Origin of the sequence: Cohnella soli (assembly GCF_042655525.1) — a bacterium.
GTDB classification, from domain to species: Bacteria; Bacillota; Bacilli; order Paenibacillales; family Paenibacillaceae; genus Cohnella; species Cohnella soli.
The window spans coordinates 65,693-87,754 of record NZ_JBHSMI010000052.1 but is presented as its reverse complement, the minus strand read 5'-3'; the positions used below and the strand labels follow the sequence as shown (position 1 = coordinate 87,754).

The following is a 22,062-nucleotide window of genomic DNA, read 5'->3' as shown; positions in this document are numbered from 1 at the left end:
CGTTATTCGAACATATAAGCGAGCAACAACGCCGCCGTGTTTACGACCGCTTCCGCATGGGTTCTTTCCATGCCGTGCGACGAGTGTACGCCCGGTCCAATAAGCGCGGCGCGGATGTTGCCGCCGCCTCGTAGCGCCGCCGATGCATCCGAGCCATAATGCGGATAAATATCAACCGCGTACGGAAGGCTCTCCCGCTTCGCAAGCTCGATCAGCTTGGACGTCATGCCGTAATCGTAAGGACCCGACGAGTCTTTCGCGCAGATCGAGACATCTTTTTCTGTCGTCGACAGATCATCACCAATCGCGCCCATATCGACGGCGATGAATTCTTCGACATCGGACGGAATGTACGAACTGCCATGTCCGACTTCTTCGTAGGTAGACAAAATCATTTTCACGTTGCGGATCGGTTGCCGCCCTTCGCGCTTCAACCATTCCATGACGCCGAATAGCGCCGCTACGCTCGCCTTATCATCCAAGTGGCGGGACTTGATCCACCCGTTCGGGATCACCCGGGTGCGAGGGTCCCAAGAGATGAAATCCCCTGGCGCGATGCCTAGCGACTCCGTCTCTTCCTTCGAAGACGTCAGTTCATCGAGACGAATTTCCATGTTCGCTTCTTCGCGCTTCAGATCGCGCATATCTGCATAGACGTGAACGGACGGCTTCGTCGACAGTACAGTTCCTTCGTAGACGCGCCCATCGCGCGTGTGGACGAGACAGTATTCGCCTTCCACCGTGTGCATAGAATAACCGCCAACCGACGTAAAGCGCAGCATGCCGTTAGGCTTCACCGAACGAACCATCGCGCCGAGCGTATCGACGTGCGCCGTCAATCCCAACGTGCCCTGCTCATTCGCGCCGTCCGCTCCAGGAATTGTAATGATGGCATTACCTTTAAGCGTCATCTCGAGCTTGAAGCCAAGCTTAGCGACCTCTTCGCGAACAAGCTCCATAATATCCATGCAGAAGCCGCTCGGACTCGGCGTCGCGAGCAGCTTCTGCAAAATATTCAACGTATAGTCCCGGTTCAATTGCGGGTTCAGCGGTGTAGTCATGCTATAATCCCCTTCTGCTTCTGTATAGGTTATCCTCTAGTCCTGCTTCACTTCGATCGTCACACTATCATAATACTGATCGTTAATGTAAACGTCCAATTTCTAAAAAGCCACCCCGAAACAGATGAATGAACTCATCTGCCGGGATGGCTTTTCATCAAAACAATTTAAGCATTAAACCGCTGGCGGTACCCACACTTGCGACATAGTTCCTCAACGACTTCACGGCGGGAAAATCCATCGTATAGCTTCGTCGCGCGCTCGCCTTCAATGATATCGCCAAATTGCTGTTGATGAATGTTACCGAGGTTAATGACGCCTTCTCCGTCGAGGCAGCACGGAATGACCGTTCCGTCCACGAGTACGCCCGCCTGATTGCGAAGCGCATGGCAGAAGCCTTTGCTAAGGTCTTCTTCCTCTTTCAAGTCCGGCCATTTAAACTCTTCCTCGTGATTCAAATAAATCCTTTCAGCGAGCTTGATGCCCTTGCCTCTGACAAAACGCTCCTCGATCCGGTAATCGAGCCCGAACGCCTCTTCGAGTTGGCCGAGAATTTCCCGGTTGCGGTCGTTCTGCACGTTCGTCTCGTTGTCCTGCGTCAAATTCCACAACCGGAATGAGATGCGGATGTCGGACGTGGCTACTGCCTCCTTGGCGAAATCAACGACGCTCCGCACGTACCCTTCCTTATCTACGGACCCTTCGTGGCCGTCGAAGCTGTGCAGCGAGAAGTTGATTTGCCGGAGCGCGGGTTTGCGAATGATTTTCGGTCCGGCCTTGTGCAGCAACGTTCCGTTCGTCGTCAAGTTGACCTTGAACCCTCTCTCGTGGCTCAGATCGAGCAGCTCGTCGATTTTCGGATGGAGCAACGGCTCTCCCTTGACGTGAAAATAAATGTGGTCTGCATGGCCTTTGATCTGATCGAGCGTATGCGTGAAGGCGTCGACTTTAATGAAGTTCGCCTGTCGTTTGGTCGGCGGGCAGAAACTGCAAGCCAAGTTGCAGATGCTCGTAATCTCGATATAAAATTTCTTGAATGTTCTCAAGTTCGATACTCCATTCCGCGCGTTGCCTATTGAATGATTCTTTATTATAACATAACGGATACGGCGGGAATTAGCTTTTGTCCTCATAGAAGACGTGTTTCGCAGAGAGCGTCCCGTTCACGATGTGGAATATGCCAAAAGAATACCGTTCCTGCCTGCGTTTGTCGGTCGGGGAACCTGGGTTAAAGATAAGCGCGCCGCCATTCGTAGGCTTCTTCAGTACGGGAATATGCGAATGCCCGTAGACGATCGCATCCAGCTTCTCTCCTTTGAAAAAAGAAATCGCATGCGCTTCCGTCGCCGCTCTCTTCAGCTCGCCGTGCCCGTGCGCGATACCGATTCGGCAACCGTCAAGCGAGACGATTCTACTCGGACCAAATCGCTTCACGATATCGCTGCCGTCATTATTGCCTGCAACGCCATAAGTTGGCGCGAATGCGGACAGTTCCTCGAATACAGACAGCTTAGTCCAATCGCCTGCATGTAAAATCGCATCCGCATCTTTTAATTCCCGCAGCAACCTGTCTGGCAGCTTCTTGTTCATTCTAGGCATATGCGTATCGGACACAACGACCACTTTCATAGCTCAGCACCCCGATTCGGGTTTCAATTATAGCTTCATCATAGAGTTTAGCAACAGTGGAGGCAACGCCTCAACGATTTCTTTTACTGGGAAGCGTAACCATTTACGATTTCAAACGTTATAGTTTAAGGAGCAAAGGAGGAATACCTCGATGTCCAAACTAAACTATGCACAAGTCTTTATCCGAAGAACGATAATCGTCCTGCTCGGTTTCATGCTCATTATGCATTTTTCCGATCAATGGAAGAACGACCGTCGCGGCATCAACGCACCCTTATCGGAACTTAAAGGAGACGGTCCGGTGACTAAAATCAAGGTCGGGCGGTCGTTCAACGTCGATGAGGACACGTTCACGGTTGATGAAGTTTACCTCTCTTCCCAAACCGTGCTGATCACCTATTCTTATCGATCCCGCAGCATATCGAAATGGTCCTTCCCTGCGATGAGTCTGAAGCTGATAATGCCGGCCGGACGGCAGTGGAGTCCAGGCGGAGGAGGCAGCAGCGGAATGAACGATGGGCAACGCGGTTATATCACATTCGACCATACTGGTGCCCTCCCTTCGACTGCGAAACTCGTTTATGACTTGTACGATCGCCACGCCGAACTTGAGCTGCCGCTAACGAAGGCAGGTGAATCGAAATGAGAAGGAAAACCATATGGACGGTCGCAGAGTGGTTGCTTGTTGCCGTTCTGTTGTTGTTGCTGGTGCAGGAAAGAATGCTGCCGATCGGGAGCTTGAGCGCCGAGGAAGCTTTCCGCGATTCGGAGAAGTCTTTCCATTACGGCCCATCGGAAATCATACGGAAAATCAACGAACCCGACACTCGCAATCAGGTAGTCTTTCTGAGCAGGTACAAGGATTGGTTCTCCGCTCCTTCCGTCGTAAAAAGAGCAACGGGATGGGGCCCAGGAAACGGAAGCGTAGGCGGTATGAAAATCGATCCCAATAAACCGCTCAGCTACAGTTGGGAAGGAAACTCCGGCGGAAGTTCCATGATGCGGTACAAATTTTTCGGTTATGTGCCCGACGACAGAATCTCAACAGTGGAACTATTGAAGACAGATTCCGTAACAGGCAAAAAAGCCCCTCTCCGCGAATCGCTGCTACATGATAGAATGTTTATATTCCTTTGGCAAGATAAGAATGGACACAGGGAATGGGAAGCGATTCGCGGCTTGGACAGCAACGGCCAAGTCATTTTCGAAGAAAAACTGAACTAACCTCGTTATCGCAACTTGAAAGGAGCTTGATTCGCAATGAATCACCAACCGACGCAAGCGGAATACAACGAACATTTTCACGGCTATGTGAAGCTTGTTCCGCAAGGGGATATCCGGGAGACACTCTCGAGATCTTTGACGAGCACGCTCGGTACCCTCTCTCCGTTAACCGAAGCGCAAGCAGGCTTACGTTACGCACCGGACAAGTGGAGCATTAAAGAAGTGCTCGGGCATATTACGGACAACGAGCGAATTATGGCGTACCGATTGCTCCGAATTGCGCGTGGAGACCGCACTCCGCTGTCCGGCTACGACCAGGACGTATTGGTGCCGGGCGCGAACTTCGACGAATGCCCGTTCGGTTTGCTGCTCGAAGATTATACGCTCGTTCGCAAGTCGACGTTAACGCTGCTCCAGAGCCTTTCCGAGGAAGCCTGGTCCAGAAGCGGCATTGTCAACGGGAACGAGTCGACCGCAAGAGCTTGGGCGTACATTATCGCCGGTCATGAAATACACCACATGAATGTGTTGGCAGAAAGATATTTGGCAGCCATACGTTAATACGCAAAAAGAAGACCGATATCCCTTTCGCTCAGGGGCATTGGTCTTCTTGTTTTATGGGGTATCAAAAGCTTCCGCGATCAACCGGTACGACTCGACCCGCTTACTGAAATCGTGAATATGCGAGACGATCATCAGCTCGTCCAGATGCATGCGATCAGCGTACCGCTTCAACCCTTCCTTCACCTGGCCCGGCGTGCCGACGAACCGCCTCGTTCTCATCTGCTCGATCAACTGTCGTTCCATCGGCGAATACGGATAATCGACCGCCGTCTGCACCGACGGTAAATATCCAAGCTCATGTCCACTCAGCAGCTTCAAGAAAAACAGCTCGTTGCTCTTGGCGAGCTGCTTCGCTTCCTCGGCCGTCCCGGCGCAGATCGCCATGACGGCGGCCAGCGCCCTCGGCTGCGGCTCATGCGCCGAAGGTTTGAAATACGCGTGATACAGATGAAGCGGTTCATCGCCTGCCGCACCGAAAAACTGAGCGAAAGCGTAGGCCCTCCCCTGCTGGGCGGCGATTCGGGCCGATCCGTCGCTTGAGCCGAGCAACCATAGCTCCGGCGTTGCTTCCGTCTCCGGATAGGCGCGAAGGTTCGCAAACCGATGGTCCGGAGGCAGGTCTTCGTGCAAGTATCCGCTCAAGTCAGCCACTTGTTGAGGGTACAGATCGATGTCCATCTGTTTATGCTCTTGTAAGGCGCGGGTCGACAACGGGAATCCGCCCGGCGCGCGACCGAGGCCCACATCGATCCGTCCTGGGTACAGCGCTTCGAGCAGTTTGAAGTTTTCCGCGACTTTATAAGCGCTGTAATGAGGTAGCATGATACCGCCCGATCCGACCCGAATGCGCTGCGTATTCGCCGCAATATGGGCGATAAGAACCTCCGGGCTGGACGAAGCGAGCGCCCTGGAGCCGTGATGTTCGGACAGCCAGTATCGATGATAACCGAGCGCCTCCGTCGCTTGAGCAAGCGCGACTGTTTCGCGAAGGGCGTCGCTTACGGTTCTGCCTTCGTTGACGTGCGAATGGTCGAGCACACTAAGTTTCATCGCAGGGAAGCCTCCTCTCCAGGTAACCAGTATAAAAAACTACGGCGGCTCAACGAACAAACAATCATGTATGTCCTCCGACGGACTGCTCCGCGCACCGACTTGTACGAAATTTCGAACAACCGCCTGCCGAAGGACTGCCTCGCGCACCTCTTTGTACGAAATTTCGCACAAACACCCGCCGACGGACTGCCTCGCGCATTGCTTTGTACGAAATTTCGAACAAAATTCTGCCGACAAACTACCTCGTGCACCGCTCTGTACGAAATTTCGCACAAACGCCCTCCGACGGACTACTGCGCGCACCGCTTTGTGCGAAATTTCGCACAAACGTTTGCCGACGGACCACCTCGCGCACCGACTTGTACGAAATTTCGCTCATACGCCGTTTGTTCGTCGATTGCGCGACCGTAGTAAAAAAAGCCCGCATTACGCGGGCTTCGGTTTGAGTTTAGCGCTTGTTAAACACGTCCGTCAATACAGGAACGATCTGCGACTTACGGGATACGACGCCTTTCAGAACAGCCGTATTGTTGGAAAGCTTGACGTTATATGCAGCTTCGACGGCGTCGGTAGCGCGTCCGAGCGCAAGGCCGACGGAGTCGTTGTTCAAGATATCAGTGACGACAAACAGGAACAGGTCGAGGCCCTTCTCGTTGATGATGTTCGTCAGCGCATCTTCGATCTCCGCTTGCTTGGACAGCACGTCGTTCACGTCGACTGCGTTTACTTGCGCGATTTCGACTTTCGCGGAACCCATAGAGAATTCTTTCGCATCGAGAGAGATCAGTTGTGCGATCGTCTTGTCGCTCAAATCCGCTCCCGCTTTCAGCATGTTAAGGCCGTAGACGTCCGCGTCCACGCCGGCGATCTCGGCAAGTTCGCGAGCCGCTGCAACGTCTTGCGCCGTGCAAGTCGGGGACTTGAACAGCAGCGAATCGGAGACGATCGCCGAAAGCATCAAACCGGCGATGTTCTTTGGCACCGATTTTCCGTGTTCTTTATACAATTTGAGCAAGATCGTCGCCGTGCAGCCGACTGGCTCGGCGCGGTAGTACAAAGGCGCGCTCGTCTCAAAGTTCGCGATGCGGTGGTGATCGATGACTTCCAGAACTGTCACTTGATCGATATCGGACACGCTTTGTTGACGTTCGTTATGATCGACAAGAATGACGCCTTTCGTTTCGTTCGCAACCGTCTCGACAAGGCGTGGCGCCTCGAAGCCGAATTGGGTAAGCGCGTACTGCGTTTCGCCGCTGACAGCGCCGAGACGAACCGCTTCCACTTGTTCTCCGAGTTGCGTTTTCAAGTCCGCGTAAGCGATAGCCGAACAAATCGTATCCGTATCCGGATTTTTATGGCCGAAAATCAATACTTTGCTCATGATCTTGCTCCTCATCTATTATATTGGCAAGCAAAAGTATACCTCAAACAGAGTTCCAAGATCAAGGAAATCAACATTTATTCCGATAGGCTTACGTGAATTGGAAGAGCGCCTTCGAGTTCCAACAGTTGCCTTTTCATCGACAGCCCTCCACGATACCCGGTTAACGATCCATTCTTGCCTATTATGCGATGACATGGCGCGAGGATAAGAACCGGATTCTGCCCAATCGCCGTACCAACGGCTCGCGAAGCCTGCGGCTTGCCAAGCGCGGAAGCAATATCCGCATAACTCGCTATCTGTCCATACGGGATGCGGTTCATCGCCTCCCAGACGTCGCGTTGAAACGCCGTCCCGCGAAGAGCAAATCTTTTCGTGAAGCTCTTTCTCTGTCCAGCGAAATATTCAAGCAGTTCCGTCGCATAAGCGGCAACAGCTTCAGGCTTTTCCTGCAAGATGACGTCTTTGCCATAACTTCGTTTCGCCCAATTGCCGAACTCGTCCCATGGCTCATCCCACCCGCCGACGTATACAAGCCCCTCTTCTTCCGTCGCCGCGACGACCAGTTTTTTGCCGCCCTCTTCTGTATAAGACCAATCTACCACGTATTCCGTCTGCTCTAGTTTCATTTTATTCATCCTCCTTTATTGGCACGCTCGTCGGTATTCCGTTTGGTTTTGCGAAAATGTGAAGGCGTCATTCCCGCATGAGATGCGAACTGTGTTGAGAAATGCGCGGCGTTGCCAATGCCGACCGCCAGCCCGACTTCCGAGACGGACAGGTTTGTACCTGCGAGCAATTCCTTCGCTTTCTCGATACGCACAATTGTCACGTATTCCGCAGGTGAGACGCCTTTCAGTTTTTTGAACATGCGTTGCAGATGAAACGGACTAGCGTGAAAACGATCCGACAGCGAAGTCAGCGTCAGCGGTTCTGCATACTTCTTTTCAATCTCGTCGGCAATGAGGGCAACCCACTCTTCCGTCGGCATTCTCCCTCCGTCCGGCTTGCACCTTTTGCACGGTCTGAACTGCTCGGCAGCCGCCTGCTCGCCGTTCGCGAACACCTTCACATTTGCTCTTGAAGGAACGCGCGACTTGCACGAAGGGCGGCAGTAAATGCCGGTCGTCTTCACCGCATAATAAAACTTGCCATCATAACTAGCATCGCATAACACAATCGCCCGCCACATCTCGTCGCTTATGATGTCATTGTCCATCACTTTGACCATGTCGCATCACCTCTTGCCACTTAGTATAACGTGTCTGTCGTAATCGTGTTAGCTATTTTGAATGAAAACGCAAGATTACCAAAGAAGTTCGATTCGGGGTATGGTACAACTAAATAAGAGATTGCATGCTAGACAAGCAAATGAGACAAAGGGGATGCTTGATATGGTTAGTCCGTTGAAAATAACAGTACCGCAGGAGTTTGATTTCGGAGCAAATTTGCATTACTTGTCCCGTTCGCCGGACGAAAGCTTATATCGTATCCAAGACGGGAAGTTGTACAAGGCCTTCGTGTCGCAAGGAAAGCCCCGTCTGTTCGAAGTGAGAGGTGATATGCCGGGCGTTCTGCTCGTCCGATCGCTGGATGAAGAAGAGTGGCCGGCCGATACGTCCGAAGAAATTAAAGAGTATGTGAAAGAATGGTTTGATCTTGGCCTGGACCTGGCCCCGTTCTATTCGATGGCGAGTGGCGACCCGGTTTTAAGTGATGTCGTAAAGCGGCTGTACGGCTTGCGCAACATGGGCATTCCGGACCTGTTCGAGGCTTTATGTTGGGGCATTATCGGCCAGCAAATCACTTTATCGTTCGCCTATACGTTAAAGCGCAGGTTTGTAGAGACATACGGTACGCTAGTATCAAGTCAAGGCGTGGAAGTCTGGCTGTTTCCGACGCCGGAACGAATCGCAGAACTTGATGTCGCCGAATTGGCAGCGCTGAAGCTAACCGGGCGTAAAGCTGAATATTTGATCGGTGTCGCCCGCTTGATCGTTGACGGCTCGATCGGCAAACATTCACTGCTTGCATCAGATAGCTTCAAAACGGCGGAGAAAAGTCTCGTCGCCATTCGCGGAATCGGTCCGTGGACAGCGAATTACGTGCTGATGCGCTGCCTCCGTTATCCGTCCGCCTTCCCGATCGACGATGTCGGCTTGCACAATGCCATCAAAGCCGTGCTAGGCATGGACGAAAAACCGACCGTAGCCCGTATTCGGGAGCTGGCGGTCGGTTGGGAAGGGTGGGAGGCCTATGCGACTTTCTACTTGTGGCGAGTGCTTTACTAGAAGATGTTCAAAAAGCCCGATTTTGATCACGATGTAGCTCGGGGAGCTTTTCGACGTCGAATCTTGAATGTAGCACGGGACTTCCGGTTCTCACGTAGGTTTGCCTACGCTCCGATCCTCATTCCCGTGCATCATCCAACCTTCTCGGTGCTGAAAACCGAACTTTTTGAACTTGATCTGAACTGAAGCAGTTCCAAAAGCCCGATTTTGATCACGAAGCGAACCGCTTACTCCAGTTCAGCCAGATAACGGCCGTAACCTTCCTCCTCCAGCTTCTCCTTCGGGATGAAGCGGAGCGAAGCAGAGTTGATGCAATAGCGAAGACCGCCTCGATCTTGCGGTCCGTCGTCGAATACGTGGCCGAGATGCGAATCCGCTTCGCGGCTGCGCACTTCCACGCGGAACATGCCGTGCGAGAAGTCCTGGTGCTCCTGGATGCTGCCGCCGTGCAGCGGCTTCGTGAAGCTCGGCCAGCCGCACCCCGAATCGAACTTGTCACGGGAGCTGAACAGCGGCTCGCCGGAAACGATATCGACGTACAGCCCTTCGCCCTTGAAGTCGTGGAACTCATTGCGGAAAGGCGGTTCCGTCGCACTGTTCTGGGTCACTTCGAACTGCATCGGCGTTAGCCGCTTGCGCAGTTCTTCCTTGTCTTTCGCCGTGTTCCAATGCCGTTCGATAAACGCGTCCCTCCCCGAGCCTTGACGGTAATATTTGTAACGCAGCGGATTTTTGTGATGATAGTCCTGATGATACTCTTCCGCTGGATAGAACGTAGAAGCCGGAACGATCTCTACTGCGATCGGCTTGTCACCGAAACGACCGCTTTCCTGCAACGCCGCTTTGGAAGCCTCGGCTTCCTTGCGCTGATCTTCATTATGGTAGAAAATCGCCGGCCGGTAAGATGAACCGCGATCGTGGAATTGTCCGCCTGCGTCCGTCGGATCGACGGATTTCCAATAAATATCAAGGAGCTTGCGATAAGGAAACAAGCCGGGATCAAACATAATCTGCACCGCCTCCGCATGCCCCGTCGTTTCGGAACACACTTCTTCGTATGTCGGATTTTCCGTGTGACCTCCCGTATACCCCGATACGACGCCAAGTATGCCTGGCATCTCCTCGAACGGCGTGACCATACACCAGAAACAACCGCCCGCGAAAGTCGCAAGCTGCGACGAATGAGAATCGGCCATCATTAATCTCCTCCCATGTGCGCCTAATAACGCTGCTATCGCTATTGTAATGCATTCCCGCCTCCATACCAAATTCGTCCGATTTTCTTTGTCGAAAATGCGTTGCGGAATGCAATTATCGTATATGATAACTCTATAAGCATAACTGAGTCTGCGACCGACAGGAGGGTTCCCATGAGCTTTAGCGAGAAGGAATGGAGATGCTCCGACGGCACGACGATGTACGCCTGCGAATGGCTTCCGGAAAATGCAACAGACGTTCCCGCCGTCATTGGGCTCGTTCACGGCATGGGCGAGCATATGGGGCGTTATGCGCATGTTGCCGAGATGTTGACCGCTGCCGGTTACGCCGTGCTCGGGTTCGACCAGAGAGGCCACGGCCACACGGTCGGCAAGCGCGGTCACGTCCCTCATTATGAAGCTTTGCTCGAAGGCGTCGACAAGCTGCTTGCGGAAGCTCGTTCCCGTTACCCCGATGTACCGGTATTCCTGTACGGCCATAGCATGGGCGGCAACGTCACGCTTAATTACTTGCTTCGCCGCAAGCCGGACATCGCGGGAGCGGTCGTATCCGGGCCATGGCTGAAGCTGGCGTTTAAGCCCCCATCGCTCCAAGCTGTAATTGGCAAAGTCATCGAGAAAGTGTATCCGAGCTACTCGAACAACAGGCCGATCAATGCCGCTAACCTGACTACGGATCCGATCATGGTTGAACGATACGTGACAGACAAACTCGGTCACGGCCATATTACCGCGCGGTTTTTCTTCGGCGTGCAAGCTGCCGGGTTGTGGGCGCTCGACCATGCGAATGAACTTTCCGTGCCGATTCTCCTCATGCATGGCGGAGACGACAAAGTCACTTCGCTTCCGGCAAGCAAACGCTTCGCCGAGGCGGCACCGCCTGCGCTTGTCACGTGGCGAGAATGGCCGAGCTACAAGCATGAACTCCATAACGAGATCGGACGCGAGGACGTATTCGAAGTCGTGCGCGACTGGCTCGCCCGACGACTGGAAACATAAAGGGAGGCTCTTTACGGGAAAGAGCCTCCCACTATGCCTTATTCCGAATTACGACTCGCTTACCATCGTGTTCGTCAGAGCGCCAAGCTTCTCGATTTCAATCGTCACGACGTCTCCCGGCTTCAAGTACACCTGCTGTTCGACCGGCTTGCCTAGCACGACGCCTTCCGGCGTGCCAGTTATAATGATGTCTCCCGGCACAAGCGTCATATGCTGTGACACGTAGCTGACGATTTGTGCGCAGGAGAAGATCATGTCGGACGTATTCGAGAGCTGACGGACTTCTCCGTTTACCGTGCACTTGATGGACAGCTGGTTCGGATCGCCGACTTCGTCCGCTGTGACGAGATAAGGGCCAAGCGGAGAGAACTTGTCGCAGCACTTGCCCGCCATCCATTGAGGTGTCCGCAATTGCAAATCGCGGGCGGACAAGTCATTGACGTTGCAGTAGCCGAACACATGGGATAACGCATCGGCTTCGCTGACGTACTTGGCTTTCTTGCCGATGACGACAACAAGCTCCGCTTCGTAATCGACTTTGGAGGATACGTGCGGCAACGGTATCTCCTCCAGATGCCCAGCTAACGTATTGTTGAACTTGTTGAACAGAATCGGATATTCAGGCAACGGAGAGTTCGTCTCTTCCGCGTGTTTACGATAATTCAGGCCGACGCAAATGATTTTGTTCGGATGCGTCACACACGGACCGAGCGTAAGCGCCGCTTGCTCGCGGATATAGGACAAATAACGGGAAGATTGACGCGTGCTGCTAACGAAAGCGGTCAACGCAGCGATTGCCGTATCCCCGCCATCAATGACTTCCTGGACCGTCACCGGGACGTTACTCGCCCCCTCCTGTCGCACCGCATTCTCGATATCCAACACGCCTTCTTCCAGGCTAACCCCGAGCCGATAACGACCCTCTTCGATGATTGTGAGCAACTTCATATGCCGATCTCCTCTCTGCTATGCGTCTTTCCCGAATACGGCGCCACCGTCGATATATAGCGGCGAGCCCATCATAAATTTCGATTCGTCCGATGCAAGGAACAGCGCTGCCTGCGCGACATCTTCCGGCCGGCCAAGCTCGCCGCTTAATTGCCGTTTCTTGATCGATGCGATAGCCGCTTCCGGATCGTCATAAGAATTTTTCAAATAATTTTCTACGAATGGCGTAAAAATCGTGCCCGGAAGGAGGGCGTTAACTCTAATTCCGTATGATGCATAATCGACCTGCATCGACTTCGTCAGTGCAAGCACCGCGCCTTTAGTAGCAGCATAAGACGCACGTCTCGCGAGTCCAATCTCCGCTACGCACGACGACATGTTAATGATGACGCCCGATTTGCTTGCCATCATCGATGGCAAAACATATTTGCTCGGCAAGTAAACACCGCGAATATTCACGTTCATGACTCGGTCCCACGCGTCCGGCTCGACTTCGTGTAATGCGCCAACGCCGCTGATACCGGCGTTATTGAACAGAACGTCGATCTTCCCGTACTTCTCGAGCGCAGCTTCCACCATCGCCTTCGCCGATTCGGCATTCGTGACGTCCGCATACAGGAAGGTCGCCTCCCCGCCTGCTTCGATGATTTCGGTTACCGTTTCTTCGCCTTTGGCTTTGTCCACGTCATTTACGATAACCGTCGCGCCTTCCCTAGCGAACAATTGCGCCGAGCACTTGCCAATGCCCGAACCCGCACCTGTAATCATGATAACTTTCCCTTGCAGTCTCATGGCGAGATCTCCTTTCGAATAAAAGCTTTCATTCGGTTTTATATAATAAACTTAGTTCCATATAATAAATATTACAACTTTGAAGCCGGTTGGGCAAGATGCAAATACGCCATCGGCGTCCGAAAGACATCGATGGCGTATGGAGGTAACAATTTTGTATTTAATTAGCTACGAAAGTCGAGCGGCTAGCGCTTTCAGTTCCTGCAGCACGAGCTCCTTTTTCGTTTCCCAGCGGTGTTTGAGCATCGAACAACTCACGGCTGCGACAGCTTGCCCGCCTCGAATGATCGGCATTGCGATACAGCAAATCCCTTGCACCGCTTCTTCATTGTCTTCGCCGACTCCCGCCTCTCGTACTTGATGCAACGCTTCTATGAGCATAGATAAATTCGAAATCGTATTGGGCGTAGCGAGTTGAAAAGACACTGAAGAATATAATCCCTTTATCTTCTCGTCCGTCAAAAACGACAATAACACTTTACCGAGTGCAGTCGTATGCGCGGGTAATCTCATGCCTGGTTCTGTCGTTAACCGGACTAACCCCGGGAATTCTTCCTTCGCGAGGTAAAGCACATCGCTCCCGACAAGCTCCGCGAGTTGGATCGACTCTTCGACGGCAGCAGCCGTGCCGGGAGCCTCCAACCGAAATGAAGCGATCAAATTGTGTTCCTTGAAATATCCGCCCGCAAACGTGCCAAGACCCGGACCAATTCGGAACGTATCGTCTTTATCCTTGCGAATCCAATTTAATTTCTCAAGTGTATTCAGTAAGGAAAATAGGGAGCTCTTGTTAATGCCGGTTCGCTTCGACAAGTCGATCAATCTCAGCTTTCCTGGCTCGCGGGCAATGTCCGCCAGCACGGCATCTGCCTTCTCGATCGCGGGCACCCAATATTTATTGTCCATCCTTCGGCCTCCGTACGGTTTATCGGAATAAACTCGGTTCGATATCTACGCCAATTATAACAGGCGGCAGTTCATTCCGACACCCGAAAGCTTTCGGGATGAGCTCAATCGCGAATAACTCTGAACAGTTAAGAACGTGTGACTTTGTAGAAAGATTGCAGCAGTGGCACAAGGCCAAGCGGATTCTTTCTCAACTCTTTGGCGCTGAAGAAAATGTCCCCTTTAACTTCGAAATATTGGCGGTTATAGACGAGTTGATCAATGATTTCCTGCGCCGCGTTCCATCCCGCCTCCGTCGTGCCGAGCTTGTATGGCGCATGGCCGATATACAGCTTAACGTCCGTGCCGCGCACTTCGTTCGCCCACCAATCGACCAACGTGTCGTATTTGGCTGCCTTGAACGATAGACTCCAGTAAATTTGCGGAACGACGTAATCGACCCATCCTTGGCGAATCCACGTTCGGACATCGGCGCTCATGCTGTCGTATGCGGTTACGCCAGCCGTCGTGTTCGAGCCTGTCGGGTCTTGGGCTTGGTTCCGCCAAACGCCGAACGGGCTGATACCGAACTGAACGCCAGGCTTCGTTTTATGAATCGCCTGATCGAGATCGCGTACAAAGGCGTTAATGTTGTCGCGCCTCCACTCTTCTTTCGTCGTAATGCCCCCGGCATTATACGACGCAAAAGTCTCATCGTCAGGGAACACGCCATCCGAAGGATAGAAATAATCGTCCAGGTGCACGCCGTCGATTTCGTAGCCTTTTACCGTTTCCATAATGGCGTCGATGATATGCTGACGCGCTTCCGGAATGCCCGGATTGATGTACATTTTCGGGCTTTCCGCCTTGCCCGTCTTAACGATCCACTCCGGATGCTGAACAGCCACATGGCTCGAAGCAAGCGTCTCGACCGTCTCCCCGGTATTCGCGCGGAACGGATTAAACCACGCATGGAAAGCCATACCCCGCCGATGCGTCTCTTGAATCATAAACGCAAGCGGATCATAATCCGGCGCCAGACCTTGCGTACCCGTCAAATATTTGGACCATGGCGCGTATTGGGACGGGTACAAGCTGTCGGCAGCCGATCTTACTTGTACGAATACCGCGTTAATCCCCATCGCCTGAAGCTCGTCGAGCATTTGCCCATACTCTTGCTGCTGTCGAGCGGAATCCCCGTAAGATGCTTTCGAAGGCCAGTCCAGATTATACACCGTCGACACCCACGCTCCTTTGAGCGTGTCGTCCGCCAGTCCTTCCGGAGACTGCAGCTTGATCGTCTGCGCAGACTGATACCATGTCACAACAACTTTAAGCTGATCGCTGACGAAACGAAGAGGCACCATCGTTCTCCCGTTCACCAACTGAACAGAATAGTTAAGCGCCACTTTCTCGCCGTTCACGGTTGCATACTTCTGCCCGGCTTTCAACTCAATCGTCGTGCCGGATTTCTTGATCGTTGCCGTCTTTGTTTTGGGCGTCCATGAGACGGATGCTTTCAAATTCTGCCCGATGACACTGATGGGCACCATCGTCACGTTGACTTTGGGTACGATGTAAGGAGGGACGTCTGTTACGATCTTCTTCCCGTCCAAATAAATCGTAATAACTGATGGCGTGGCGGCATTAGCCTCCGAGACGCCGACCGAGGCGAGATAGATAACGAAAGATAGCAAAAGAAAAGTTGTCCGATATAAAGCCCGTGTCAATAATAAAACCTCCAAGGTCTAATCCTGGCGCATGAAGCGCTGCATGGAGTTAGACGCCTTGGAGGCGGATAGGTTGCTGAAATAAGCGAAGTTGGGACTAAAGCCTTACGGTATAGATTCGCTTAAGGAATGAATTGCTGCGTGATCTTCACGATCTTGCCATTCTCGACTTCAAGATGGTACGGATAGTCTTTCATATTCATATCGGTATCGTCCGCAAACAGAGAAACAAACTTGTTCAGATCGATTTTCTCATTCCAGTTCGTTGTCGCTTCTTCGACGTTACCGGTGCGATTGTAAATTTGCATGAGGACTTCGGCATTCGGCGATACGGGCAGCTTCGTAATCGCGTTGTCGTCGTTGACGATGTAGTAGCCGTCCGGCACTTCAGTCAGCCCCGAGTCTGGCTCCCGTTCAAGAAACATTTTGTTCGCTTCTTCGCCTTCGTACCAGGAGATATAATCGGCGTCGATGTACAGCGTGCCGTTTTCCGTGTAGATGCGATCGATGTAAGCGACATGCGTGTCCGGCGATTTCGGCACCGGCGTGTAATCTTGCGTGTTCGCTTGAATAAAGCCGAGTGACATAAACCCGAACAATACGGCGGTGAAGCTGATCAGTAATTTGTTCCACATGACGGGAGTCACTCCTTCTAAGGGGCGGCCTTGCGTGCCGCATATTGCTTATACTTATTAGACGGAGTTCCCCCGGATAAAGTTTCACCGTCAACAAAGAAAAAATTAATTTTTTCTCATTAGAGTTTATTCAAATGCACGACGTTCCGGCCAGCTTCTTTGCAGCTTACGCAGAAAAATAATTTGCCCGATATGGTACGCGTCATGGTCGATCAATTGCTGCAGCCATAAGCCGACTTCACGATGAGGAAGCTTCATATCCAATCGTTCGTCCGTCATCGCTGCCAACTTCTCTCGCAACCCAAGATGAACTTCGCACGCACGATCGACGGAGCTCTGCCATTCAGCCTCCGTCGCTGCGGGGATGGCAAACGTATCATCGTTGGTCACATCGGACGGGTAATCTTGCTCTTCTCCCGTTAATCGCTTAAGCAAACGTTCCTTGTAATAAACGAGATGCTGCAGCGTTTCCCAAATCGTGTTGACATGGCCGCCTTCCGGTCTCCATGACGCTTGCTCCGCCGTGACATTCTTCAAGGCGTCGACTAGCGGCGGATACCAATCTTCCTTATCATATGCGGCATCCCAGCCGATCAGGAGCCCTTGTTGATTCATCATTTTGTGTTTCCTCCCCGATAGGTTGTGTAACTATTTAAATTATATTTGGTGGTTACAACAAAAATTGTAGCATCGTTCGCCACATTGTTCAAGTAACTAGCTAAATATCACTTAAACTGTTACAATAAAACGAATTCGAAGGAGGCTGCCGCATCATGCTTTGGGACGATTTTCTGAATTCTGTGCATCGCGACTGGCGAGGAGACGGAACCGCCACGGACAAGCTTGACGACGAGGCTTGGCTGCGCGAGTGGTTCGCATCCGAACGCTTGAACCCCGAACGACTGCCGAACGGGAAGGAAATGGCTTCTTTGAAAAGACTGCGCGAACTACTGCAGCGCATGGCTGAAGTATTCGCGGGCGGCCACTTTCCGTCCGACGCCGATGTCGACGGGCTCAACGCCGTTATGGTGGAAAGCCCCGTTATCCGCCAACTGACGTCCAACGGGAACGGCTACAAACTGGTCTATACAGCCGCCGTCCGCGAATGGCGAAGCATTGAAGCCATCATTGCCGCATCGTTCGCTGAGACGATGGCCGAAGGCGATCCTTCCCGAATTCGCATATGCGACAACCCGAATTGTCGCTGGGTATACCACGACGACACGCGCAACCGGTCCAAACGGTACTGCGACGACAAACTATGCGGCAACTTGATGAAAGTACGCCGTTTCCGCGCAAGGCAAAAAGCCGAGCAAGACGCTCCCCGCTCAGGGGAATAACGTCTGCCCGGCTCTTTCGTTCCGGCAGCTGAAACCGCTCATTTCTGCGGCGTCGTCCAGTAATAAGATAAATACGTCGTTTCCAGACGGAACCCTCGCTTCTCATATAGATGGCGGGCTCTCGCGTTATCGTTTGCCGTCTCCAGCGCGATTCCCTTCGCCTCTGTCGCCTTCGCGTATTGCTCCGCCGCTTGCATAAGCAAATGCGACACGCCTTGTCCCCGACAGCTTTCTTCGATGAACAGATCGTTCAGCACGAACGATTCCTGCATGGAGATCGACGAGAACGTCGGGTATAGCTGAGTAAAACCGACAAGCTGCCCGCTCACGCGTTCGCGCGCCGCGAATAGAATCGATTGTCGATGGACCAGCCGATCCCTCAGAAACCGCCTCGCGCCGTCCTCATCCGATCGTTGCCCATAAAATTGCCTATAGCCGTTGAACAAGGCGGCCAGTTCATTCAAATCCGCCATCGTAGCTTGCCGCACCGTAAACTCGCTCATCCCTGTCGCTCCCTTTTCGCATAACCTTAATGTATGTTTACAAGCATAACGAAAAGAAAGTCTAAAACGAATGGATTATCCGGTTCAAGCTTTGGATAATTCGTAAATCGCCTGCAAACAGATCTCCGCGTGTTCCATCATGCCGTCGATCGGAATGTATCCGTCAGTCGAAATAATATTATAGACGTACGCGTACGACTTTCTATACGAGCTTTAACTGATTTCTCCGTCAGGATTGACGCTTTTTCAAAAAAACGATCCCGCACGGGCAACAACTGCCATGCGGGATCGTTTTTGCGGAGTGGGCGATCACCCTGTGATTAATTGATAGATCACTATTTTATCGTTATCACATCTTATGAACTCTTTTGACTTGTGGTGGTAATTGTCTATCGATATTTCTCTGTTCTCGAATTGTAGTTCACCTGTCTGCAGATTATAGACTTGAAACCCGATTTCTTGGGAGGATACGAAGAGGTAGTCGTCATAAATCAGATGACCTCGCGAGATTGGAAACTCTATTGCTATAGCCCCTGTCTCCACGTTCACCCTTCTAAAATGAAACCTAGCATCATAAGGTTCATCTTCTTCAAGCATATCTGAATTATGTCTGCCTACTAGTCCGATCTCATTTCTACTTATCCAGCACATGGGATCATTCCAGTCTTCTTTGAGCCCCCACAATTCTTTTTTGCTTACCCCGTCCTCTGATTCCCATTCATTCTCTAGCCATTGAGGAATATTCCACCCCGTAACGCACCCGACAGGATGCCACTCCCACCCGTTATCGACAATCCATCGATTGTCCGGAGAAACAAGGAGCTGTCCACGGAAGTAATCCAAGTAATGTTCAGAGCTTACCGGCTCGTAATCAATCATCTGGAATGTCGGATCAGATCGGTTAGTGAGAACTTCTCCAGTAATCGGATTGGTGATGTCCAATCGATTCCATTTCGTTCCGTGGATCAGTAAGGTCTGATCGCCGCGGGGAACAAATGCGATAGGGAAAATGGTTTGTTCGAAATGATAATCATCACGATTAAATTGCATTACGACCGTTTGGGTCCGCGATTCGATAATAATGCCGTTCCTGCCGTATGTATTAAAAACCGCAACTAATTCTGCTCTTTCGGATGCCAGAACAGAAACTTGTTGATCAAAAAGGATTGCCTCATCATCGATGCGGAACAACTCGATACAAGCTCCTGATCTCGAATTCAATTCAAGCACTCGCCTGTTTCCAGTTAGAATAAGAAAGGTATTTTCTTTATTTTTGACGGGATGAATGTCGGCAATCGTTTCATTCACTTCAATGTTTTGTTTCACAATCAACTGGAACGACTGTAGCATCATTTTTACCGTCCCCCTTTAATAGTTCAAATCTACTAAGTTTCAAGAATATTTATCCAGCATTTTTGTTAAATGATTTCGAAAGTCTTTAACATAGTTTTTCGGCTCTAGGATTTCGAGATTTGTACCGAAACTGGCCAGGAATTGAAATCCTGTGCTGTTATGCGGGACATCAATGGTTGCTAACAAATATTCAGAACTGTAGTTTTCAATACACTTTCGGCCGTAACGTTCAATAAATTGATCTTTAACGCTTGGTGAAATCAATACCTTGATAGTGACTAATTCCGGTTGATATCTGGCGTTGAGTTCTTGTTCTACAGCATTCTCTCTAGGGTCGAAAGTTTTATCGTCCATATGAAGGTTATCGATTCGCGACAATTTAAACGTTCTATAGCTCAAGCGCTGCAAACAGTATCCTCTCAAGTACCAACTAGATTCGCTGAATTGAAGCTGATACGGCTCGACGATTCGAGTCGTCACGGCACCATTCTTATCGATATAATCGAATGAAATGAACCTTCTCGTCGATATGGCATCTTGACATATCTTCAAAGTGTGTGCAATCTCAGTCCGTCCCTCCCAATCATAGAAAGACAGCTGAATGGAACTTGTCCGGGACAATGGGCTGACCATTGCCTCTATTTTTTTAATCGTCACTTCAACCTCCTCGCTAATAAGTATTTGTTCCAATCCGCTGAGCGCCGTTAATATATTCTCCAGATCGGAGTTGCTTAGAAGCCTTTTATCCACCTTGTATGCATCCATAATACCGTACCCGCCATGAACGCCGTTGATCGCGTAGATTGGGATGTTGGACAAGCTCAGCGTTTCCATATCGCGAATGATTGTTCTTTTGGAAACATCAAATAATTGCGCGAATTCTGTTGCAGCGACGACCTCTTTTTTCAGCAATATCATGATGATCGAAATCAGTCGTTCTACCTTGTCCACAAGTTTTCCTCTATTCCTCAGATTTATTATTGAAACGGTGACAAACAGTTGTCACCTTTAGTGAATTATACTCCAGATATCACAAGAAGGAGGTATTCATTTTATGGCGGCTGTTGTGTATTTGAATTTCGATGGCGTTGCAGAACAAGCGATTGAGTTTTATTCGGAGGCTTTAAGCACAAGTGAAGTGAAAAAGGTGAAATTTAACGATATTCCTCAAGATCCGAACTATCCGTTGCCGGAAAATGAGTTGAACATGATTATGGAGTCTGCTTTAGCATTCGAGGGCGGAAAGATCATGATGTCGGATGTCTTACCTTCGATGAAGAGGATCACAGGGGAAGTGGTTCACGGCAATAACGTGCTAATTTCTCTGGTCATGGATGATAAACAAAAACTGCAGGAATACTTCAACCATTTGTCCGATGGCGGCCAAGTGATCATGCCGTTAGGCGATGTGCCCTGGTCCTCTTGCTTTGGCATGCTGGTCGATAAATTTGGGGTCTCTTGGAAATTCAACAGTGACGCGGATCTTTTTCTGGACAGGGTGATTGCAAACAAGAAGTAACTCGCTAAGCAAATGGTCTTACAGTTGGAGGCCATTTGCTTATTGTGCGGCGACAATCCATTCAGAAAGGGTGCTTCCTGATATGGATCATCATTCTTTTAGAATAGATGAAGAATAATGGACGTCTTTGACGGGATGAATGTCGTCAATCCGCATGCAATATCTTTGTTACCTTCCCAATCATCTGATTAAACTTAATTGGGCCATAGACTCTACTATCGTTGCTGTTATCCACGTTGTCTCCTATTACGTAGTATTCATTTTTTGTTAGCTGAATCTTACGAGCTGTTAGATTGTCATCTCAAAAAGATTTCCCCTGCATCTCAAATACAACAATGTCTCCCTTGAGAATACCGTCAGATATAGCCGTATTCACTACCATTCTATCTCCATTGTGTATAGTAGGATTCATAGATGGCCCATCATTCGATTCCGCATAATTTACTTCATTGCATTCCTGAATCTAATGATTGAGAACTTCTTTATTGATGATGAGATTATTGAATCTCTCAGAGGGTACAATGAAGGCTTGACACTCCACACGGCTAAAGCCGTGGGATTCTTAGGTAGTTAGCGCACTCCGTTCATTTCTGCTTCATGCAACTCCCAAGTTCATGGCTGTGCCATCAGCCCATCCTAGAACAGTGCATATAGCATCCTAGGCTGACAGACTGTTACCATCTGCCACAGGTTGTCGCATGATATTGATCGCGCCAACCCGATCACGGTGCGCATGAAACCCGCATGAACACCTGTACATTCGGTCAATCGCTTTGTTTCGCTTCCCGCATATCGGGCATGTTTGCGAGGTATAGGCAGGATTTACTTCTATCACCCGAATACTTGCTAATGCCGCTTTGTATGCGATAAATCGTTGCAATTGATAGAACGACCAGTTGTGCAAGTTTTTGGCGTTTTTACGACTTGTTCTTGTCGTT

The 22,062-nt window shown here is 50.9% G+C and carries 27 protein-coding genes; 7 read left to right on the top strand and 20 right to left on the bottom strand.

Going from position 1 to position 22,062, the window contains the following annotated elements; genetic code table 11:
* Nucleotides 1–2: 2 nt before the first annotated feature.
* The 3 genes from ACFPOF_RS24485 to ACFPOF_RS24475 form a co-directional block, all read right to left on the bottom strand.
* Nucleotides 3–1,061 carry a M42 family metallopeptidase gene (locus ACFPOF_RS24485; protein ID WP_378137621.1) on the bottom strand — a complete coding sequence of 353 codons (1,059 nt, stop codon included), beginning with the start codon at nucleotides 1,059–1,061 and terminating at the stop codon, nucleotides 3–5.
* Between the two features lie 167 nt (nucleotides 1,062–1,228).
* The gene (locus ACFPOF_RS24480) at nucleotides 1,229–2,107 is read right to left on the bottom strand and encodes a radical SAM/SPASM domain-containing protein (RefSeq protein WP_378137619.1); all 879 of its coding nucleotides are present in this window, start codon (nucleotides 2,105–2,107) and stop codon (nucleotides 1,229–1,231) included.
* A 70-nt stretch (nucleotides 2,108–2,177) separates the two neighbouring features.
* The gene (locus ACFPOF_RS24475) at nucleotides 2,178–2,690 is read right to left on the bottom strand and encodes a metallophosphoesterase family protein (protein ID WP_378137617.1); all 513 of its coding nucleotides are present in this window, start codon (nucleotides 2,688–2,690) and stop codon (nucleotides 2,178–2,180) included.
* 151 nt (nucleotides 2,691–2,841) lie between these two features.
* Between ACFPOF_RS24475 and ACFPOF_RS24470 the strand changes: the two genes are divergently transcribed.
* The 3 genes from ACFPOF_RS24470 to ACFPOF_RS24460 are packed head-to-tail and all read left to right on the top strand — an operon-like array spanning nucleotide 2,842 to nucleotide 4,475.
* Nucleotides 2,842–3,336, top strand: coding sequence for a hypothetical protein (locus ACFPOF_RS24470; protein ID WP_378137615.1), 495 nt, complete (start codon nucleotides 2,842–2,844; stop codon nucleotides 3,334–3,336).
* Nucleotides 3,333–3,914, top strand: coding sequence for a hypothetical protein (locus tag ACFPOF_RS24465; protein WP_378137613.1), 582 nt, complete (start codon nucleotides 3,333–3,335; stop codon nucleotides 3,912–3,914). Before ACFPOF_RS24470 ends, ACFPOF_RS24465 begins: the two co-directional genes overlap by 4 nt.
* A gap of 36 nt (nucleotides 3,915–3,950) precedes the next feature.
* The gene (locus ACFPOF_RS24460) at nucleotides 3,951–4,475 is read left to right on the top strand and encodes a DinB family protein (RefSeq protein ID WP_378137611.1); all 525 of its coding nucleotides are present in this window, start codon (nucleotides 3,951–3,953) and stop codon (nucleotides 4,473–4,475) included.
* A 54-nt stretch (nucleotides 4,476–4,529) separates the two neighbouring features.
* Here ACFPOF_RS24460 and ACFPOF_RS24455 read toward each other — a convergent pair whose 3' ends face one another.
* From ACFPOF_RS24455 to ACFPOF_RS24440, 4 genes are all read right to left on the bottom strand, one after another.
* Nucleotides 4,530–5,528 carry an LLM class flavin-dependent oxidoreductase gene (locus tag ACFPOF_RS24455; protein ID WP_378137609.1) on the bottom strand — a complete coding sequence of 333 codons (999 nt, stop codon included), beginning with the start codon at nucleotides 5,526–5,528 and terminating at the stop codon, nucleotides 4,530–4,532.
* 451 nt (nucleotides 5,529–5,979) lie between these two features.
* Nucleotides 5,980–6,912: a manganese-dependent inorganic pyrophosphatase gene (locus tag ACFPOF_RS24450; protein ID WP_378137607.1), complete on the bottom strand. Its 933-nt coding sequence runs from the start codon at nucleotides 6,910–6,912 to the stop codon at nucleotides 5,980–5,982.
* Between the two features lie 77 nt (nucleotides 6,913–6,989).
* Nucleotides 6,990–7,541, bottom strand: a complete 552-nt coding sequence (locus ACFPOF_RS24445) for a methylated-DNA--[protein]-cysteine S-methyltransferase (RefSeq protein WP_378137605.1) — start codon at nucleotides 7,539–7,541, stop codon at nucleotides 6,990–6,992.
* A gap of 5 nt (nucleotides 7,542–7,546) precedes the next feature.
* Nucleotides 7,547–8,143 carry a bifunctional transcriptional activator/DNA repair enzyme AdaA gene (locus tag ACFPOF_RS24440; RefSeq protein WP_378137604.1) on the bottom strand — a complete coding sequence of 199 codons (597 nt, stop codon included), beginning with the start codon at nucleotides 8,141–8,143 and terminating at the stop codon, nucleotides 7,547–7,549.
* Between the two features lie 163 nt (nucleotides 8,144–8,306).
* Between ACFPOF_RS24440 and ACFPOF_RS24435 the strand changes: the two genes are divergently transcribed.
* On the top strand, nucleotides 8,307–9,203 hold the full coding sequence (locus tag ACFPOF_RS24435) for a DNA-3-methyladenine glycosylase family protein (protein ID WP_378137602.1): 897 nt from the start codon (nucleotides 8,307–8,309) through the stop codon (nucleotides 9,201–9,203).
* A gap of 227 nt (nucleotides 9,204–9,430) precedes the next feature.
* Here the strand turns inward: ACFPOF_RS24435 and msrB are convergent, their stop codons facing one another.
* On the bottom strand, nucleotides 9,431–10,402 hold the full coding sequence (gene msrB / locus ACFPOF_RS24430; RefSeq protein ID WP_378137600.1) for a peptide-methionine (R)-S-oxide reductase MsrB: 972 nt from the start codon (nucleotides 10,400–10,402) through the stop codon (nucleotides 9,431–9,433).
* Nucleotides 10,403–10,573: 171 nt separating this feature from the next.
* On the opposite strand from msrB, the gene ACFPOF_RS24425 reads away from it, so the two are divergent.
* Nucleotides 10,574–11,419, top strand: coding sequence for an alpha/beta hydrolase (locus ACFPOF_RS24425; RefSeq protein ID WP_378137598.1), 846 nt, complete (start codon nucleotides 10,574–10,576; stop codon nucleotides 11,417–11,419).
* A gap of 48 nt (nucleotides 11,420–11,467) precedes the next feature.
* Here ACFPOF_RS24425 and ACFPOF_RS24420 read toward each other — a convergent pair whose 3' ends face one another.
* The 6 genes from ACFPOF_RS24420 to ACFPOF_RS24395 form a co-directional block, all read right to left on the bottom strand.
* Nucleotides 11,468–12,367 carry a fumarylacetoacetate hydrolase family protein gene (locus tag ACFPOF_RS24420; RefSeq protein ID WP_378137596.1) on the bottom strand — a complete coding sequence of 300 codons (900 nt, stop codon included), beginning with the start codon at nucleotides 12,365–12,367 and terminating at the stop codon, nucleotides 11,468–11,470.
* 18 nt (nucleotides 12,368–12,385) lie between these two features.
* Nucleotides 12,386–13,159, bottom strand: coding sequence for an SDR family NAD(P)-dependent oxidoreductase (locus ACFPOF_RS24415; RefSeq protein ID WP_378137595.1), 774 nt, complete (start codon nucleotides 13,157–13,159; stop codon nucleotides 12,386–12,388).
* Nucleotides 13,160–13,327: 168 nt separating this feature from the next.
* Complete coding sequence (locus tag ACFPOF_RS24410) at nucleotides 13,328–14,065, bottom strand: IclR family transcriptional regulator (RefSeq protein WP_378137593.1); 738 nt, start codon at nucleotides 14,063–14,065, stop codon at nucleotides 13,328–13,330.
* 128 nt (nucleotides 14,066–14,193) lie between these two features.
* The gene (locus ACFPOF_RS24405; protein ID WP_378137591.1) at nucleotides 14,194–15,774 is read right to left on the bottom strand and encodes a family 10 glycosylhydrolase; all 1,581 of its coding nucleotides are present in this window, start codon (nucleotides 15,772–15,774) and stop codon (nucleotides 14,194–14,196) included.
* A gap of 122 nt (nucleotides 15,775–15,896) precedes the next feature.
* Nucleotides 15,897–16,409, bottom strand: a complete 513-nt coding sequence (locus ACFPOF_RS24400; protein ID WP_378137589.1) for a hypothetical protein — start codon at nucleotides 16,407–16,409, stop codon at nucleotides 15,897–15,899.
* A gap of 126 nt (nucleotides 16,410–16,535) precedes the next feature.
* Nucleotides 16,536–17,027 (bottom strand): DinB family protein, encoded by a 492-nt coding sequence (locus ACFPOF_RS24395; RefSeq protein WP_378137587.1) that lies wholly within the window; start codon nucleotides 17,025–17,027, stop codon nucleotides 16,536–16,538.
* A gap of 155 nt (nucleotides 17,028–17,182) precedes the next feature.
* On the opposite strand from ACFPOF_RS24395, the gene ACFPOF_RS24390 reads away from it, so the two are divergent.
* Nucleotides 17,183–17,749 carry a CGNR zinc finger domain-containing protein gene (locus ACFPOF_RS24390; RefSeq protein ID WP_378137585.1) on the top strand — a complete coding sequence of 189 codons (567 nt, stop codon included), beginning with the start codon at nucleotides 17,183–17,185 and terminating at the stop codon, nucleotides 17,747–17,749.
* A 38-nt stretch (nucleotides 17,750–17,787) separates the two neighbouring features.
* Here ACFPOF_RS24390 and ACFPOF_RS24385 read toward each other — a convergent pair whose 3' ends face one another.
* From ACFPOF_RS24385 to ACFPOF_RS24375, 3 genes are all read right to left on the bottom strand, one after another.
* Nucleotides 17,788–18,252, bottom strand: a complete 465-nt coding sequence (locus tag ACFPOF_RS24385) for a GNAT family N-acetyltransferase (RefSeq protein WP_378137583.1) — start codon at nucleotides 18,250–18,252, stop codon at nucleotides 17,788–17,790.
* Nucleotides 18,253–18,561: 309 nt separating this feature from the next.
* Entirely contained in the window at nucleotides 18,562–19,605 is a 1,044-nt protein-coding gene (locus ACFPOF_RS24380; RefSeq protein WP_378137581.1) for a hypothetical protein, read from the bottom strand.
* Nucleotides 19,606–19,644: 39 nt separating this feature from the next.
* Entirely contained in the window at nucleotides 19,645–20,556 is a 912-nt protein-coding gene (locus ACFPOF_RS24375; RefSeq protein WP_378137579.1) for a helix-turn-helix transcriptional regulator, read from the bottom strand.
* A 103-nt stretch (nucleotides 20,557–20,659) separates the two neighbouring features.
* On the opposite strand from ACFPOF_RS24375, the gene ACFPOF_RS24370 reads away from it, so the two are divergent.
* Nucleotides 20,660–21,124: a VOC family protein gene (locus tag ACFPOF_RS24370; protein WP_378137577.1), complete on the top strand. Its 465-nt coding sequence runs from the start codon at nucleotides 20,660–20,662 to the stop codon at nucleotides 21,122–21,124.
* A 145-nt stretch (nucleotides 21,125–21,269) separates the two neighbouring features.
* Here the strand turns inward: ACFPOF_RS24370 and ACFPOF_RS24365 are convergent, their stop codons facing one another.
* From ACFPOF_RS24365 to ACFPOF_RS24355, 3 genes are all read right to left on the bottom strand, one after another.
* Entirely contained in the window at nucleotides 21,270–21,401 is a 132-nt protein-coding gene (locus ACFPOF_RS24365) for a S26 family signal peptidase (protein WP_378138535.1), read from the bottom strand.
* 24 nt (nucleotides 21,402–21,425) lie between these two features.
* The gene (locus ACFPOF_RS24360; RefSeq protein ID WP_378137575.1) at nucleotides 21,426–21,536 is read right to left on the bottom strand and encodes a S24/S26 family peptidase; all 111 of its coding nucleotides are present in this window, start codon (nucleotides 21,534–21,536) and stop codon (nucleotides 21,426–21,428) included.
* Nucleotides 21,537–21,782: 246 nt separating this feature from the next.
* Nucleotides 21,783–22,062, bottom strand: a 280-nt coding sequence (locus ACFPOF_RS24355) for an RNA-guided endonuclease TnpB family protein (protein WP_378137573.1), incomplete at its 5' end; no start/stop codon positions are given.

Bases quoted from the DNA above. Each gene is read 5' to 3' on its own strand.
- ACFPOF_RS24485 (WP_378137621.1), bottom strand. From the start codon at position 1,061: ATGACTACACCGCTGAACCCGCAATTGAACCGGGACTATACGTTGAAT.
- ACFPOF_RS24475 (WP_378137617.1), bottom strand. From the start codon at position 2,690: ATGAAAGTGGTCGTTGTGTCCGATACGCATATGCCTAGAATGAACAAG.
- ACFPOF_RS24470 (WP_378137615.1), top strand. From the start codon at position 2,842: ATGTCCAAACTAAACTATGCACAAGTCTTTATCCGAAGAACGATAATC.
- ACFPOF_RS24465 (WP_378137613.1), top strand. From the start codon at position 3,333: ATGAGAAGGAAAACCATATGGACGGTCGCAGAGTGGTTGCTTGTTGCC.
- ACFPOF_RS24460 (WP_378137611.1), top strand. From the start codon at position 3,951: ATGAATCACCAACCGACGCAAGCGGAATACAACGAACATTTTCACGGC.
- ACFPOF_RS24455 (WP_378137609.1), bottom strand. From the start codon at position 5,528: ATGAAACTTAGTGTGCTCGACCATTCGCACGTCAACGAAGGCAGAACC.
- ACFPOF_RS24450 (WP_378137607.1), bottom strand. From the start codon at position 6,912: ATGAGCAAAGTATTGATTTTCGGCCATAAAAATCCGGATACGGATACG.
- ACFPOF_RS24445 (WP_378137605.1), bottom strand. From the start codon at position 7,541: ATGAAACTAGAGCAGACGGAATACGTGGTAGATTGGTCTTATACAGAA.
- ACFPOF_RS24440 (WP_378137604.1), bottom strand. From the start codon at position 8,143: ATGGTCAAAGTGATGGACAATGACATCATAAGCGACGAGATGTGGCGG.
- ACFPOF_RS24435 (WP_378137602.1), top strand. From the start codon at position 8,307: ATGGTTAGTCCGTTGAAAATAACAGTACCGCAGGAGTTTGATTTCGGA.
- msrB (WP_378137600.1), bottom strand. From the start codon at position 10,402: ATGATGGCCGATTCTCATTCGTCGCAGCTTGCGACTTTCGCGGGCGGT.
- ACFPOF_RS24425 (WP_378137598.1), top strand. From the start codon at position 10,574: ATGAGCTTTAGCGAGAAGGAATGGAGATGCTCCGACGGCACGACGATG.
- ACFPOF_RS24420 (WP_378137596.1), bottom strand. From the start codon at position 12,367: ATGAAGTTGCTCACAATCATCGAAGAGGGTCGTTATCGGCTCGGGGTT.
- ACFPOF_RS24415 (WP_378137595.1), bottom strand. From the start codon at position 13,159: ATGAGACTGCAAGGGAAAGTTATCATGATTACAGGTGCGGGTTCGGGC.
- ACFPOF_RS24410 (WP_378137593.1), bottom strand. From the start codon at position 14,065: ATGGACAATAAATATTGGGTGCCCGCGATCGAGAAGGCAGATGCCGTG.
- ACFPOF_RS24400 (WP_378137589.1), bottom strand. From the start codon at position 16,409: ATGTGGAACAAATTACTGATCAGCTTCACCGCCGTATTGTTCGGGTTT.
- ACFPOF_RS24395 (WP_378137587.1), bottom strand. From the start codon at position 17,027: ATGATGAATCAACAAGGGCTCCTGATCGGCTGGGATGCCGCATATGAT.
- ACFPOF_RS24390 (WP_378137585.1), top strand. From the start codon at position 17,183: ATGCTTTGGGACGATTTTCTGAATTCTGTGCATCGCGACTGGCGAGGA.
- ACFPOF_RS24385 (WP_378137583.1), bottom strand. From the start codon at position 18,252: ATGAGCGAGTTTACGGTGCGGCAAGCTACGATGGCGGATTTGAATGAA.
- ACFPOF_RS24380 (WP_378137581.1), bottom strand. From the start codon at position 19,605: ATGATGCTACAGTCGTTCCAGTTGATTGTGAAACAAAACATTGAAGTG.
- ACFPOF_RS24370 (WP_378137577.1), top strand. From the start codon at position 20,660: ATGGCGGCTGTTGTGTATTTGAATTTCGATGGCGTTGCAGAACAAGCG.
- ACFPOF_RS24360 (WP_378137575.1), bottom strand. From the start codon at position 21,536: ATGAATCCTACTATACACAATGGAGATAGAATGGTAGTGAATACGGCT.